Annotated in this window: 11 protein-coding genes; 10 read left to right on the forward strand and 1 reads right to left on the reverse strand. The window is 31.2% G+C overall.

Annotated elements, in window-relative coordinates:
• Nucleotides 1-5: 5 nt before the first annotated feature.
• The 8 genes from murD to ASC36_RS02770 are packed head-to-tail and all read left to right on the forward strand — an operon-like array spanning nt 6 to nt 9,388.
• On the forward strand, nt 6-1,340 hold the full coding sequence (murD, locus tag ASC36_RS02735; protein WP_055424960.1) for a UDP-N-acetylmuramoyl-L-alanine--D-glutamate ligase: 1,335 nt from the start codon (nt 6-8) through the stop codon (nt 1,338-1,340).
• 3 nt (nt 1,341-1,343) lie between these two features.
• Nucleotides 1,344-2,534, forward strand: a complete 1,191-nt coding sequence (locus ASC36_RS02740) for an FtsW/RodA/SpoVE family cell cycle protein (RefSeq protein ID WP_055424961.1) — start codon at nt 1,344-1,346, stop codon at nt 2,532-2,534.
• Entirely contained in the window at nt 2,521-3,621 is a 1,101-nt protein-coding gene (murG, locus tag ASC36_RS02745; RefSeq protein WP_055424962.1) for an undecaprenyldiphospho-muramoylpentapeptide beta-N-acetylglucosaminyltransferase, read from the forward strand. The genes ASC36_RS02740 and murG overlap by 14 nt, the downstream gene beginning before the upstream one ends.
• A gap of 5 nt (nt 3,622-3,626) precedes the next feature.
• Nucleotides 3,627-4,988, forward strand: a complete 1,362-nt coding sequence (gene murC, locus ASC36_RS02750) for a UDP-N-acetylmuramate--L-alanine ligase (RefSeq protein WP_055424963.1) — start codon at nt 3,627-3,629, stop codon at nt 4,986-4,988.
• The gene (locus ASC36_RS02755; RefSeq protein ID WP_055424964.1) at nt 4,972-5,700 is read left to right on the forward strand and encodes a cell division protein FtsQ/DivIB; all 729 of its coding nucleotides are present in this window, start codon (nt 4,972-4,974) and stop codon (nt 5,698-5,700) included. Before murC ends, ASC36_RS02755 begins: the two co-directional genes overlap by 17 nt.
• Before the next feature lie 2 nt (nt 5,701-5,702).
• Nucleotides 5,703-7,079 carry a cell division protein FtsA gene (gene ftsA / locus ASC36_RS02760; protein WP_055424965.1) on the forward strand — a complete coding sequence of 459 codons (1,377 nt, stop codon included), beginning with the start codon at nt 5,703-5,705 and terminating at the stop codon, nt 7,077-7,079.
• A gap of 14 nt (nt 7,080-7,093) precedes the next feature.
• Entirely contained in the window at nt 7,094-8,920 is a 1,827-nt protein-coding gene (gene ftsZ, locus ASC36_RS02765) for a cell division protein FtsZ (protein ID WP_055424966.1), read from the forward strand.
• A 21-nt stretch (nt 8,921-8,941) separates the two neighbouring features.
• On the forward strand, nt 8,942-9,388 hold the full coding sequence (locus ASC36_RS02770; RefSeq protein WP_055424967.1) for a GatB/YqeY domain-containing protein: 447 nt from the start codon (nt 8,942-8,944) through the stop codon (nt 9,386-9,388).
• Between the two features lie 219 nt (nt 9,389-9,607).
• Here ASC36_RS02770 and ASC36_RS02775 read toward each other — a convergent pair whose 3' ends face one another.
• Nucleotides 9,608-11,737, reverse strand: coding sequence for a Tex family protein (locus tag ASC36_RS02775; RefSeq protein ID WP_055424968.1), 2,130 nt, complete (start codon nt 11,735-11,737; stop codon nt 9,608-9,610).
• A gap of 252 nt (nt 11,738-11,989) precedes the next feature.
• Between ASC36_RS02775 and rsmG the strand changes: the two genes are divergently transcribed.
• Both rsmG and ASC36_RS02785 read left to right on the forward strand, forming a co-directional pair.
• Nucleotides 11,990-12,616 (forward strand): 16S rRNA (guanine(527)-N(7))-methyltransferase RsmG, encoded by a 627-nt coding sequence (rsmG, locus tag ASC36_RS02780; RefSeq protein ID WP_055424969.1) that lies wholly within the window; start codon nt 11,990-11,992, stop codon nt 12,614-12,616.
• Nucleotides 12,617-12,620: 4 nt separating this feature from the next.
• Nucleotides 12,621-15,590, forward strand: a complete 2,970-nt coding sequence (locus ASC36_RS02785) for a tetratricopeptide repeat protein (protein ID WP_055424970.1) — start codon at nt 12,621-12,623, stop codon at nt 15,588-15,590.
• Nucleotides 15,591-15,608: the final 18 nt, after the last annotated feature.

Genomic DNA, 15,608 nt, shown 5'->3' on the forward strand with positions numbered 1-15,608 from the left:
AATACATGAAAAAGCTAGTCATATTAGGAGGCGGAGAAAGTGGCGTGGGTGCTGCTATCTTAGGAAAAAAAGTAGGATTTGACGTTTTTCTTTCCGATATAGGTTCTATAAAAGAGGAATATAAAATAATTTTATCGGAAAATAAAATTCCATTCGAGGAAAAACAACACACCGAGCAAATAATTCTCAATGCTGATTGGATTATAAAAAGTCCGGGAATACCCAAAAAATCAAATTTAATTCAAAAAATCATTGAAAGAAAAATTCTTATTTCATCAGAAATAGAATTTGCCGCTCAATATACAACGGCTAAGTTAATTGCAATTACCGGCTCAAATGGAAAAACAACCACAACTTCTCTTACTTATCATATTTATAAAAATGCAGGATATAATGTAGGATTGGCAGGGAACATTGGTAAAAGCTTCGCTTGGCAGGTGGCTGAAGAAAATTTTGATTATTATATACTTGAAATCAGCAGCTTTCAATTAGATGACATTCAAAACTTCAAACCGCATATTGCTATGGTTTTGAATATAAGTCCCGATCATCTTGACCGGTATGAATATAACTATCAAAATTATATAGATTCAAAATTTACTATAACCAAAAATCAAGATAAAAACGATTATTTTATATATAACGAGGATGATCCAATGACAAAAAATTGGTTTCAAAATCATAACACTAAAGCTGAAAGGCTTCCATTTTCATTAAATAAAAGAATAGAAAACGGTGCTTTTAGCGATAATGAAAACATAATCTTCCACATTAACTCGAATACTTTTAAAATGAAAATTAACGAATTAGCACTTACAGGAAAACACAATATTGCCAATTCAATGGCGGCAGGAATTGCAGGAAAGCTTTCCAAAATTAAAAATGACTTTATTAAACAAAGTTTAATGGACTTTGAAGCGGTAGAACACCGTCTAGAATTTGTTTTAAAAATTAATGGAATTAATTTTATCAATGATAGTAAGGCTACCAATGTAAATTCTGTTTATTATGCTTTAGAAAGTATGAATACTCCAGTTATTTGGATTGTGGGAGGAACTGATAAAGGAAATGATTATAGCGAGCTAATTACATTTGTACAAAAAAAAGTTAAAGCCATAGTTTGTTTAGGAATTGATAATGAAAAAATTATCAATACTTTTCAAGATATAGTTTCTGATGTAGTTGAAACCAAATCCATGAAAGATGCAGTAAATGCAGCATACAGCCTAGGTTCTAAAGGAGATTCTGTTCTTCTTTCACCTGCTTGTGCAAGCTTTGATTTATTTAAAAATTATGAAGATCGAGGAAATCAATTTAAAGAGGAAGTCAGAAAACTTTAATAAATGAGAAAATTAAAACAATACTTTAAGGGGGATATAACCCTATGGGCGGCAATTTTTCTAATTTCGTTAGCATCATTTCTACCCGTATATTCAGCCAGCTCTAATTTACAATACGTAGTTGGACAAGGATCTGTATTGGGGCATTTTGCCAAACATACCGGGTTCATCATAGTTGGTATGGGTATTGTTTTTATTTTTCAAAAAATTGATTATAAATATTTTGGCGGATTTTCCAAGTTACTGTTACCGGTAGTTATTTTTTTATTGGTACTTACTTTAATGCAAGGAAAAAGTATTGACGGAGCAAATGCTTCCCGATGGTTAAAGCTTCCGGGCGTCCCATTCGCCTTTCAAACCTCAGTATTTGCAGCCTTAGTTTTAAATATATACGTTGCCCGATATCTTGATAGAAATAAAGATAAAGAAATAACATTCAATAATAGTTTTGTCCCTATATTACTACCTATATTTATGATAGTTGGACTTATTTTTCCTGCAAACGGATCTACCGGTATTTTAATATTTTTAATGGTTTTAGCTTTATTATTTATCGGTGGATATCCTATTAAAATATTACTCTCAATTATCGGAATTGGTATAATTGTAGCTATTCTTTTTATAACTGTGGTGTTGAAATATCCGGATATGTTTTCCGGCCATAGGGTTCATACTTGGAAAAATAGAATTGAAAATTTCGCAGGAAAGGATGGAGAAGAGAGTTATCAAGTACAACAAGCTAAGGCCGCAATAATTCAAGGCGGCATAATACCAAGAGGTCCAGGAAAAAGTGCATTTAAACAATCATTACCTCAATCTTCTTCGGACTTTATATTTGCTATAATAGTAGAGGAATACGGTTATGGAGGTGTGTTTTTATGTTTTTTCCTTTATTTACTTATACTTTGGAGAATAATTGTTATTGCCACTAAGGTAGAAAATATATTCGGCACCTTGTTAGTAGTAGGTATCGGTCTACCGGTTATATTTCAGGCATTTTCTAACATGGCTGTAGCCGTTAATTTAATTCCGGTTACGGGACAGCCACTACCCATTTTAAGTTATGGAGGAACATCCATGTGGGTAACTTATATAGCTTTAGGAATTATAATTAGTGTAAGTCGTGATATTGTTTCTAATGAAAACACAAGTAAAGAAAATAATAAAGAAGATGTAAATTATGAAATCGCCTAGATTTATAATAAGCGGTGGAGGAACCGGTGGACATATTTTTCCTGCAATTGCCATTGCAGATGAAATAAAACACCGTATCCCCAATGCAGAATTTCTGTTTATAGGATCGGAAGATAAAATGGAAATGGAGAAAGTTCCTCAAGTCGGTTATAATATTGAAGGATTGTGGATCTCAGGGATTTCAAGATCGTCAGTACTGTCTAACTTTAAATTTCCTTTAAAAGTTATTTCCAGTATTTTAAAATCACGAAAAATTATTAAATCTTTCAAACCGGATGCGGCAATAGGTACAGGAGGATATGCATCAGGCCCTGCCTTATATGTTGCAGCCAATGCTAACATTCCCACATTTATACAGGAACAAAATTCGTTTCCCGGTATAACTAATAGAAAGCTCGCTGCTAAAGCAAGAGGAATTTTTGTTGCTTATGAAGGTATGGAAAAATATTTTCCTAAAGATAAATTATATATTACGGGAAATCCGGTTAGAAAGTCTTTATTTGCTAATAAAATATCACAAGAACAAGCAAAAATAGAGTTAGGACTTAATCCATTAAAATTAGTGATTTTGTCTATAGGAGGATCTCTGGGTTCAAGAACTATAAATAATTTTTGGAAAGAGAACTCCAAAATAATTGCGAATAACGAGGTTCAAATAATATGGCAAACCGGTAAATCTGATTATTCTGATATTATTACACATAATAGTTTAAAACATAACAATATATTTATTTCAGAATTTATTAAAAATATGTCTATTGCCTATGCTGCTGCTGATATTATTATATCTAGAGCCGGTGCTATAGCCATTTCGGAATTAACCTTAGCGGGAAAGCCCACCATACTTATACCTTTTCCTTATGCAGCTGAAGATCATCAGACTAAAAATGCACAGCAATTGGTCAACTCAAAAGCAGCAAAAATGATAAAAGATTCAGAAATTTCTCAAAAATTATTGAATGAGATACAACATCTTTGTAACGATAAAAAAGAAAGAGAATTTTTGGCTAAAAATATTCTTAGCTTAGCTAAGCCTAATGCAACTGAACAAATTGTAACTCATATAATAAATGAATTAAAATTTTAATATAAATGAAAAATATTCATACATATAAAAACTATTATTTTATAGGAATTGGAGGAATCGGAATGAGTGCTATAGCTCGTTATTTCAAATTTTCCAACGCAACAGTGTATGGATATGATAAGATACCTACTAAGCTTACTCATAACCTTGAAAATGAAAACATACCTATCATTTATGATGATAATATTTCATTGCTTCCGAATACTATTTCCGTTGAAAATACGATTGTTATATATACACCGGCTATACCCGAAAATTTAAAAATTAAAAATTATTTTATTGATAATGGTTTTACACTTGTAAAACGATCTCAAATTTTAGGCGAAATCACCAAAAGTACCAGGTGTATAGCTATAGCAGGAACACACGGAAAGACAACAACTTCGACTTTATTAGGCCATATATGTAAATATGCAAATCTTCCTGCAACAGCCTTTTTAGGAGGGATTTCTGCCAATTATAAATCTAATTTTATTTATAATGGCTCAAAGATTTCCATTGTGGAAGCAGATGAATTTGATCGGTCCTTTTTGACTCTTTATCCCAATATAGCAACCATAACATCCACTGAATCAGACCATTTAGATATCTATAAAAATCATGAAAGTATTATAGATTCTTATAATCAATTTGCTGACTTGATTCCTGATAACGGATTTTTAATAGTGAAAAAGGGCTTACCCATAAAAGCTAAGCATCTTACTTACTCAGCCTATGAAAAGGCTGATTATTATGCTGAAAATATTCAACTAGTTAATGATCATTTCAAATTTGATTTAGTAACGCCTCATCAAATTATAAAAGATTTCATATTACCCATACCTGGAAAACACAATGTTGAAAATGCAATAGCCGCTTTAGCAATCGCTTTACAGTTAGATATTGAAGCTGAGGTATTACGCAGAGCATTAGCTGATTTCAAAGGTGTTTTACGCAGATTCAACAAACATGTATTTGAGAATAATAAAGTTTACATAGATGATTATGCACATCATCCGACTGAAATTAATGCAGTACTAGATACAATTAGAAATTTGTATCCTACAAAAAAATTGCTTACTGTATTTCAGCCTCACCTTTATTCCAGGACAGCAGATTTTGCTGAAGATTTTGCTAAAAGTCTCGGTAAAACGGATAAGCTTATTCTATTAGACATCTACCCTGCCAGAGAAATACCAATAGAAGGAATAACCTCCGAATGGCTTGCTGATAAAATACCACTTGATGATAAGGAAATAAGCTCGATAGATAATGTTTTAGAAACTATTAAGACAAAAGATTTTGATGTACTCTTAACCATAGGAGCCGGTAACATAGATACTTTATATGATCCCATAATAAATTGGCTTAATGAAATTAAAATATAGATTTATAAAAATTTCTTTATTAGTAATACTATTAGGATTTATGATGAAATTTGCAGTACGAAGACATAACGAAAAAAATATAGATAACGTCAATATTCACATTGAAAATTCTGACTATGTACATTTCATTACAAATGCTATGATTACTGACATTATCAATCAATCATCAAAAAATGGAAAAAAAATTATTAAAATAAAAGATATTGATATTTCAAAAACCGAAAAAAATCTGGATACTGTACCTTTTATATCGAATAGCAATGTTTATATAGACTTAAATGGATCCATAAATATAAATGTCGGTCAAAAAATTCCTGTTGCAAGAATTAAAACGCCAAATGAAGAATTTTATTTAGATCAATTCGGCACTAAATTTCCTTTGTCCAAAAACTTTTCATTACCCTGTTTAATAGTATGCGGAGAAATCAAAGCTGAAGAATATAAGAAATTAGTAAAGCTGACTCGATTAATAACAGAAGACGATATTTTAAAAAATCACATTATAAGCATCGATAAAGATAAAAAAAATAATTATAATTTACTTTTAAATGTAACAGGGGGATATATAGAATATGGTGATCTAAAAAACAACCATCAGAAACTTACGAATTTGAAAGAATTTTATAAACAATATCTAGATTACGTGGGGTTTGGAGTTTACAAAAAAATAAGTTTAAAGTATGACAATCAAATAGTGGCAACAAAGAGATAAATATGAACGACAACAATATTGCAGTAGGTTTGGATATAGGCACAACAAAGATTGTTGCTATAGTTGGTCAAAGGAACGACCATGGTAAATTGGTTATTCTGGGAATGGGAAGAGCTAAAAGTTTAGGGGTTCATCGGGGTGTAGTAAATAATATTACTCAGACTATTGATTCAATTAAAAAGGCTATTAATGAGGCTGAAAAAGCCGCAAATTACAAAATCACCGATGTTACCGTAGGAATTGCAGGACAACATATTAGAAGCCTTCAACATAGCGATTATATTTCCAGACCTAACTTTGAAGATGTTATTGACGACACGGATATTGAAAAATTAAAAGAACAAGTACATAAACTGGTTATGTTGCCGGGTGAAGAAATCGTACATGTTCTTCCGCAAGAATACAAAGTAGATTCTCAATCTGAAATTATTGAGCCGCGTGGTTTTCATGGAAGCAGATTGGAAGCTAATTTTCATGTGGTAGTAGGACAAATTTCTTTAATAAGAAATATTGCCAGATGTGTTAAAGAAGCCGGATTAAATTTAGTTGGAATAACTTTAGAGCCTCTTGCATCATCTGATGCTGTATTGAGCCAAGAAGAAAAAGAAGCCGGTGTAGCTTTGATTGACGTGGGTGGAGGTACAACGGATATTGCCGTTTTTAAAGATAATATCATACGTCATACTGCAGTAATTCCTTTTGGAGGTAATGTAATTACAGACGATATCAAATCAGGTTGTTCAATAATTGAAAGGCAAGCAGAAATCTTAAAAGTCAAATACGGATCTGCCTGGCCTTCAGAAAATAAAGAAATAGAGGTCATTAGTATACCCGGATTGCACGGAAGAGATCCAAAGGAAATTACGGTCAAAAAATTATCTCAAATTATTCATGCAAGAGTGGAAGAAATAATTTCATTAGCATACATGGAATTAAAAAATTACGGATGTGAAGAGCAAAAGAAAAAATTAATTGCAGGAATTGTAATGACCGGAGGTGGTTCTAAATTAAAACATTTACGACAATTAACGGAATATACTACAGGAATGGATATACGTATCGGATACTGCAACGAACATCTGGCCGGGGGACAGCCTGAAGAATTGGCAAGTCCAGAATATGCAACAGCAATAGGACTTTTAATGACCGGACTTAAAAACCTTGATTTAAAGAAAAACAAAATTCAACAGGAGCCAAAAAATATAAAGAATCCTGAAGCAATTGCAGAATCTCCTAACGAAAAAAATAGTCCAAATAATACTTTAAATATTGATCAAAAAAATTTGAACGAAGAAAAGAAAAAAAATAAAGATAAGAAAAAATCAATATTTGCTTCTTTTCAAGAAAAATTTATTAAATATATTAACGATACAGAATAAACCGATAGAAAACAATGGATAATACAGAGAACAATAAGTTATTTTTTGAGCTGCCCAAAAATAAAACTTCTGCCATCAAAGTTATTGGTGTTGGAGGTGGTGGTAATAATGCTGTTGGATATATGTATGATCAAGGGATTACAGGGGTAGATTTTATAATTTGTAATACAGATGCGCAGGCATTAATAAATAACCCTATCCCAAATAAAATTCAACTAGGAAATACAATTACGGAAGGATTAGGTGCGGGAGCCAATCCTGAGATTGGTGAACAAGCTGCACTGGAAAGTATTGATGACATTAAAAGTGCTCTGGGTGAGCACACAAAAATGGTCTTCATTACTGCCGGAATGGGAGGAGGAACCGGCACAGGAGCTGCTCCAATTATTTCCGGAATTGCGAAAGAGATGGGTATTCTAACTGTCGGAATAGTCACTATTCCGTTTTCCTTTGAAGGTAAAACCCGATTGGAACAAGCGGAAAAAGGTCTTGAAAAAATCAGGAAAAATGTTGACTCTTTAATAGTCGTTAAAAACGATAAGCTTAGGGAACTATACGGAAATTTGGGCTATAAATCAGGATTTTCAAAGTCAAATGAGGTTCTTAGCACTGCAGCAAAAGGAATCGCTGAGGTAATTACCAAAAATTACTCCATCAATATAGATTTACGTGATGCTAAAACCGTTCTGGCAGATAGCGGAACAGCTATTATGGGATCTGCTATTTCTTCCGGCCCTAATAAAGCTCAAGATGCAATTATGACTGCATTAGATTCTCCTTTGCTTAATGATAATAAAATTACAGGTGCTAAGAATGTATTATTGCTTATTGTTTCCGGTGATGATGAGATAACTGTAGATGAAATAGGAATTATTAACGATCATATTCAATCTGAAGCCGGTAATAATACAAATATTATTATGGGTATAGGTGAAGATGAAAGCTTAGGAGATAATATTAGCGTTACCGTAATTGCAACTGGATTCCCGGTAGATGATGAAAGAAACAGCGGTAAAGAAAAAGAAAAAATCGTACATACCTTAACAGATGATTTACCCACTTCCAACTCTTTGAATTTGGGAAATGGAAAAGCTACAGATTTTTATAGTCAGAAAGATAATAGCACTGTTGAGTCTACAATAATTCCTTCAATAAATAAAAAAAATTATGTTCAGGAAAAAACTGAAGAAAAAAATATTCAAAAAATAATAACTTTAGAAGATGAAGAAGAAATAACTAGTTTTGGAATATCTAACCGACAAGATCCCACTATACCTTCATTTCATATCGATGAGGAAATAAATATTATTAAAAAGGATGCAATTTCTACTAAAAATAATGAAACAACTTTATTTTCTAATATAGAAAATATATTCCAGGAAATTAAAGAAGACAAACTTCCAGAGTCTCTTGTAAACTCATCTACTATATTCACATTAGATGAGGCTGATGAATTTACTCAAAAAGTAAATTTACAAACAGAAACAGAAGAAGGAAGCTTTAATACTAGTAAAATTCAGCTCCCTGAAGATAAAAAGATCAGTTTCACAGAAAATCAAACAGTTTCGGAAGATAAAAATTATTCTTCAGAGTCTTTAAATGAGCTTATGGAAAAGAAAATTCAGGAAAGGAGAGAAAGATTGAAAAAGCTTAATAGCAAATTTCAAGGATTATCTAAACAAAATGTTGATGAAGTAGAAAGAGTTCCTGCTTATAAAAGACAAGGTATTAATTTAGACGAAAATATAAATTCCAGTAAAAGCTCAGACATGTACTTCAATAAAAAAACCAATGAAGTTCAAATTCGACCAAACAATTTTTTTCATGATAATGTTGATTAATCCATAACCTAAAGAAATAACATGAGCTTAGAAACTAAAATAATGAATGCGATGAAAATCGCTATGAAAGATAAAGATAAAGTAGCATTAGAATCTTTACGAGCTATTAAATCACAATTATTATTACTTAAAACTGATGGCAAGACAGAAGCTATTTCTCCTGACCAGGAAATAGCTTTATTACAAAGGTTAGTTAAGCAGAGAAAGGAAGCTTATGAACAATTTTTAACAAATAATAGAAATGAATTGGCTGAAAATGAATTAGCTCAAGCAAAAGTCATTGAGCAATTCCTCCCTACTCAACTTACTTTAGAAGAATTAGAAAAAGAGCTAAGAAAAATTATTGCAGAAACCGGTGCCCAAGACATCAAAGACCTTGGTAAGGTTATGGGAATAGCCTCCAAAAAATTACAGGGAAAATCAGAGGGAAAAACAATATCAGAAACTGTTAGGAAGTTGTTATCCTAATTTATCTTTTATATTAAAGCCGATTGATTCAGTCGGCTTTTTAATTTATACATAATCTTATTATCTATTTATCGATCTGCTTCATTATAATTTCTTAACATAACCCGACCTATTATTTTATATAATTAAAATACTGTATGAACATTTTAAAGATTTAAAATTAAAATATGTTCTATAATTGAACTTATATTTTAATATAAAGATTATCTGGTAAATCATTCAATCGATCATAGATAATTGAATCCTCTTTCGTTCATAATCTATTTCTATTATTTTTACTTCAACATACTGATGAAGATGCACAACGGTGCTGATATCATCAATAAATTCTTTACATACTTTGGATATATGCACTAATCCATTTTCTTTTATCCCTATATCTACAAAACAACCAAAATTAGTGATATTATTAATTATCCCAGGAACCCTCATTCCTAATTTTAAATCATCTATCGTTTTTAAAGAAGGATCGAAGGAAAACATTTTCACTTGGTTTCTCGGGTCTAATCCCGGTTTCTCCAACTCTTTTAAAATATCATTCAAAGTAAAAACCCCTACTTCTTCGGTGATGTAATTTTTACAATTTATTTTTTGAATTTGTTCTTTATTCCGGATTAAATCAGACAATTGAATTCCTAAATCTTTAGCCATTTTCATAACAATAGGATAGCTTTCCGGGTGTACCGAAGAATTATCTAAAGGGTTATCAGAAGTTGGAATTCTCAAAAAACCGGATGCTTGTTGAAAAACCTTTTCACCGAGTCTGGGTACTTTTTTTAAGTCTTGCCTAGTTGAAAATGCTCCCATTTCTGAACGATATTGAACTATATTTTCAGCCATCTTTTCCCCGATACCGGATACATAGGACAACAAGGATTTACTAGCTGTATTAAGGTTTACACCCACAGTGTTTACACATGAAATAACTACTGCATCTAATTCATTTTTTAATAAAGTTTGATCTACATCGTGTTGATATTGCCCAACCCCTATGGCTTTGGGGTCTATTTTTACCAGTTCAGCTAAGGGATCTGACAACCTTCTGCCTATTGAAACTGCTCCTCTTACGGTAACATCATAAGAAGGAAATTCTTCCCGAGCTAGTTTAGATGCAGAATATACAGAAGCACCTGCTTCATTTACCACAAAAACTTTTAAAGGGCGATCAAAAGCTATGGATTGTATTAATCGTTCCGTTTCTCTGGATGCTGTTCCATTACCTATAGAAATTGCATCAATTTTATAGGCGTTCACCAAAGATTTTATTTTTTTAATCGATTCTTTACCTTCTTTTTGGGGTGGATGAGGATATATCGTATCATTATGTAATAAATTCCCATTTTCATCCAAGCAAACCAACTTACATCCTGATTTGTATCCCGGATCAATAGCTAAAATTCTTTTTTCACCTAAAGGAGATTGCAGTAACAGCTGCTTTAAATTGGATGAAAAAACCTTAATGGCTACATGATCAGCAGACTCTTTCGCTTTCCGGAAAGTTTCATTACTTAAAGCCGGTTCTAACAAGCGTGAAAAGGAATCTTTTATTGCTAAAAGAAGTTGATCTTTAATTGTTTTTTCATTAGTTTTGATTATATGCTTACTTATAATATGTAAAGCTTCATCTGAATCAACTTTAACTTTTACGCGTAAAAACCCTTCTTTTTCACCTCGTAAGATCGCTAATATCCTATGGGAAGGCGAACGTTTAAAGTTTTCAGAAAATTCAAAATAATTTGAAAATTTTTGTGCTTCTTGTTCCTCTTCTTTCCCCTTTATCAACTTAGATTCCAGTATTGCTGTTTGTTGAAAAAAACGCCTTAAACTTGACCGTACGGAATTATTTTCGTTGATCCAGTCTGCAATAATATATCTGGCGCCTTGTAAGGCTTCCTCTACCGATGTTACATGATCAGAAATAAACTTTGAAACTAAAGTTTTTAAATCCGAAATTGCTTTCTGCGTCATTAAAATTTTTGCCAAAGGCTCTAAACCGTTTTCAATTGCTACAGACGATTTTGTTTTCCTTTTCTTTTTATAGGGTAAGTAATAGTCTTCTAAAACAGTAAGCTCAAAGCAACTATCAATTTTTTTTCTAAAATCTTCGGTTAATGCTCCTTGCTCTTCAATGCTTTTTATGATAAAGTATTTACGTTTTTGAATTTCTTCAAAATTAGCTTTTAATTTGGATATGCTGAATAATTGAATCTCGTCCAGGTTTCCGGTCATTTCCTTTCTATAACGAGCAATAAAAGGTATCGTATGATCTTCATTTAACAATCTTACAGTATTTTCTATACTTTTTGGTGAAATATCAATCTGTTTCTGAATAAATGAAATCATATTCATAGCAATTATTTTGTATCTAGGAATGGTTTGTATACTTTTTTATTTTATAAAAATAGGTATTATAAATTAATTGTTTTATCAAAAATTGATTTCATTTTGTATATTATAAAATTTATTTAAAAAGATAACCAAAATAAAATTTATTTTTACTACTTGTACTTTATAAATTTTGTTAATTATCTTTAAAATGTCTATTATAAAATAGAGTCTTATATTGTTAAAACTTATATTTTTGTATATCTATTAATACCCATGACAAACTTGATACAAAAGTATTTTCCGGAGATAACTGAGAAACAAATGCGTAGTTTCGAAAAACTTCCTGATTTGTATACAAAATGGAATGAAAAGATAAACGTGGTATCAAGAAAAGATATAGATTCTTTACTTGAGAAACATGTACTCCATTCTTTGGGTATTGCAAAAGTAATCAAGTTTACTCCTACCACCAAAGTATTAGATATTGGTACTGGTGGCGGGTTTCCCGGAATTCCTTTAGCAATACTTTTTCCAGATTCACAATTTACTTTAGCAGATTCTATTGGAAAAAAAATCAAGGTTGTTAATGATATTGCTCAAATTTTAAATTTAAATAATGTAACCGGAATACACTCACGTGCTGAAAAAATTAAAGAAAAATTCGATTTTGTAGTAAGCAGGGCAGTAACCCAAATGCCCGTGTTTATGTCCTGGGTTAAAGGCAAATTTATATCTAAAAATATCAATAGTTTACAGAATGGCGTTTTGTATTTGAAAGGCGGAGATTTAACTGAAGAGCTGAAAAATTTTCCCGAGGCTACTATCTTTGAATTAAAAGATTATTTTGATCAGGAGTTTTTCAAAACTAAGAAAGTCGTTTATATTAAAAATATGCACTAAAATTATGCGAAAAAAAATCCAATGGCTTATCCCATTATTAGGAGCAAATTTATTGGTAAATGCTCAATTATCTGAAATTTATTACAACAATTACCAGATAAGCAATGCTAAGGAATTATATGATAATGAAGCTTATAGAGGAACTCAATATATCATTAATGATTTAATTAACTTTTCTAATCTGAGATCTTACCAATTGGAAATTGCTAATTTTTATGATGCTCTTATAAGCCTTATTTTACAAGATGAAGAAGCTGAAAAGAAATTTGATTCATTTACCACTAAATATCCGCAAAGTGTTTTAACTGAGAGAGCTCACCTTCAATTGGGAAATTACTATTTACTACATCAGGATTATTACCGTGCTGCAGAAGAACTTTCTAAAGTAACAATTGAGAAACTACCTCCTTATAGAAGAGCCAATCAATATATTAAGCTTGGATATGCGCAATTTATGAATCAGGATTTCGAAAATGCAGAAAAAAATCTTGAAAAAGGATCTTACACCAATCAATACAAAAATCAAATAACCTATTTATTAGGACACATAGCTTATGCAAACGGAGAGCATATAGTAGCCAAGGAAAAATTTACTTCCCTATTAAACCAGCCTGAATTTTCTGAAAAGATCAAACCTTATATGGTTCAAATTTATTTTAATGATGGAGAATATGATTCTGCAATTACTACAGGAAAGACTTTATTAGCATCTAATCAACATCCGGAACTAAAAAATGAAATTACAAAAATTATTGGAGAAAGTTATTTTAAAAAACAAAAATATGCTGAAGCAGAACCTTACCTTTCTTCTTATATAAAAAACAGCACCTCTCTAACTTTAAGCGACTATTATCAAATGGGATATGTATTATATCAAGCCAAGAAATATGAGGAAGCGGTTACCTATTTTAATAAAATTACCATAGGAGATATTTCACCTATTTCACAGAATGCATATTACCAGTTGGGTAATTCCTATTTAAAAACGTATAAAAAGAAAGAAGCATTAACTGCTTTCAAAGCGGCTTCTGAAATGGATTTTGACAAAAAAATCCAGGAAAATGCATATTTAAATTATGCTAAATTGAGCTATGAAGTGGGTAATCCGTATGAATCTGTATCCAAAGTTTTAAATACGTACCTGAAAAAATATCCTAATTCCAAGCATCAATTTGAAATCAATGAATTGTTAGTAAAATCATATATTAATTCGGAAAATTTTTCGGAAGCATCAGAGCTTCTTTCATCCATACCTAATAAATCTTTGGAGTTAAAACTTAAAGAGCAAGAAGTTGCTTATGCATATGGAGTACAATTATATAACCAGGGTAAGATTGAATCAGCCTCTACAGAATTTGAAAAAGCAATACTTTTAAGAAATAATTCACAATTTTATGCTCGATCTCTTTATTGGTATAGCGATTGTCAATATCAATTAGGAAATTACCAAAATGCTATTGATAAGTTACAAATTTTGCAAAATTCCGGCATAACCATACCGGAAAGTTCTCAAGTAATGTATCAAAAAGGATATTCTTATTTAAAACTAAAGAACTTTGATCTTTCAGCAACTGCATTCCAGGATTATCTTATAAATCCAAAACAAGAATTTAAAGCGGATGCTGAGGTACGACTTGCTGATGCTTTACTAGGTAGCAACCAGCTTAATCAAGCAATTCAGATGTATGATAAGGCTTATTCATCTAATATTGATGACAGGGAATATTCTCAATACCAAAAAGCTATCGTTTATGGCCTACAAAAAAATTATAAAAGCAAAATAACCGAGCTTGAAAAGTTCATAAAAGAATATCCTAAATCTGAAAAAATTACCGATGCTTACTTTGAACTAGGTAGAGCATATGCTGAAACTGAAAATTATCATAATTCTAACAGTTCTTTTCAAAAAGTTATCAATTCTTCCAAAAATAATGATTGGGTAGTTATGTCATATCTTAATATAGCTGATAACTTAACCAGCTTAAAAGAATACCAGAAAGCCATTGTAAATTATGGAACTATTGCTGACAATTACCCAAAAACTGATTATGCTTTACAAGCCATAACCGGTGCAAAAACTGCATTTATAGAAAGTGGTAAACAAAATGAGTACATTGAATGGGCTAAAAGAAAAGGTTATAATATGGATAGTACGGAAGCAGAAGAATTAACTTTTATGTCTGCACAAAATAAATTTTCAACTAAAGATTATTTAGGGGCTTCTCAAGAATTTGCTACTTTCCTATCTAAATTTCCAGATACCAATCGTAAAATAATTTCTTTATATTATTTAGGGGAAAGTTATTTTCAGCTGAATAATTATAATCAAGCTATTGGTGCACTAAAAGAAGTTTCAGAATCTTCCAATGAATTTCAAGAAGATGCTTTGATTAGACTATCCCAAATTTATTTAAAACAAGAAAAAAATGAAGCCGCTCAAAATTCTTTGGAATCTTTGTATAAAATTACTTCAAATCAGAATTTTAAATCTTTTGCCGAGCTGGAGCTCATGTATATCTATTCTGACCATAAAGAGTATAATAAGGCGAATGAAATGGCTATAAAAGTACTGAATAATTCAAAAAATCCTTCCACTGTAAAAGAACAAGCCACTCTTATTAAAGCTCGAAGCTTATACATTTCCGGAAAAACAAATGAAGCAAAATCAGTATTTGCAACTTTAGAACAATCTAAAAATAATGCTGTAAAAGCAGAAGCTCTATATTATAATGCATTATTTAAAAATAAGAATAAAAAATACGATGCTAGCAATTCAGTTATTTTTAATTTGACATCAAAATACTCTGATCAGCAGTATTGGGGAGCTAAAGCTCTACTCATAATGAGCGACAATTATCTCAACCTTAAAGATAATTATCAGGCTACGTATATATTAGAGCAAATTATAGAGAATTACAAAGAGTTTCAAGATGTTGTACAAGAAGCCCAAACTCAACTTAATAAAATTAAATAATTACATCTAGCTTAGAAG

Origin of the sequence: Apibacter mensalis, from assembly GCF_001418685.1 — a bacterium.
In the GTDB taxonomy this organism is placed as follows: domain Bacteria; phylum Bacteroidota; class Bacteroidia; order Flavobacteriales; family Weeksellaceae; genus Apibacter; species Apibacter mensalis.

Coding starts and splice junctions, on each gene's coding strand:
- ftsA (WP_055424965.1), top strand. CDS start 5,703: ATGAACGACAACAATATTGCAGTAGGTTTGGATATAGGCACAACAAAG.
- ASC36_RS02770 (WP_055424967.1), top strand. CDS start 8,942: ATGAGCTTAGAAACTAAAATAATGAATGCGATGAAAATCGCTATGAAA.
- ASC36_RS02785 (WP_055424970.1), top strand. CDS start 12,621: ATGCGAAAAAAAATCCAATGGCTTATCCCATTATTAGGAGCAAATTTA.
- rsmG (WP_055424969.1), top strand. CDS start 11,990: ATGACAAACTTGATACAAAAGTATTTTCCGGAGATAACTGAGAAACAA.
- ASC36_RS02775 (WP_055424968.1), bottom strand. CDS start 11,737: ATGAATATGATTTCATTTATTCAGAAACAGATTGATATTTCACCAAAA.
- murD (WP_055424960.1), top strand. CDS start 6: ATGAAAAAGCTAGTCATATTAGGAGGCGGAGAAAGTGGCGTGGGTGCT.
- murG (WP_055424962.1), top strand. CDS start 2,521: ATGAAATCGCCTAGATTTATAATAAGCGGTGGAGGAACCGGTGGACAT.
- ftsZ (WP_055424966.1), top strand. CDS start 7,094: ATGGATAATACAGAGAACAATAAGTTATTTTTTGAGCTGCCCAAAAAT.
- ASC36_RS02755 (WP_055424964.1), top strand. CDS start 4,972: ATGAAATTAAAATATAGATTTATAAAAATTTCTTTATTAGTAATACTA.
- ASC36_RS02740 (WP_055424961.1), top strand. CDS start 1,344: ATGAGAAAATTAAAACAATACTTTAAGGGGGATATAACCCTATGGGCG.
- murC (WP_055424963.1), top strand. CDS start 3,627: ATGAAAAATATTCATACATATAAAAACTATTATTTTATAGGAATTGGA.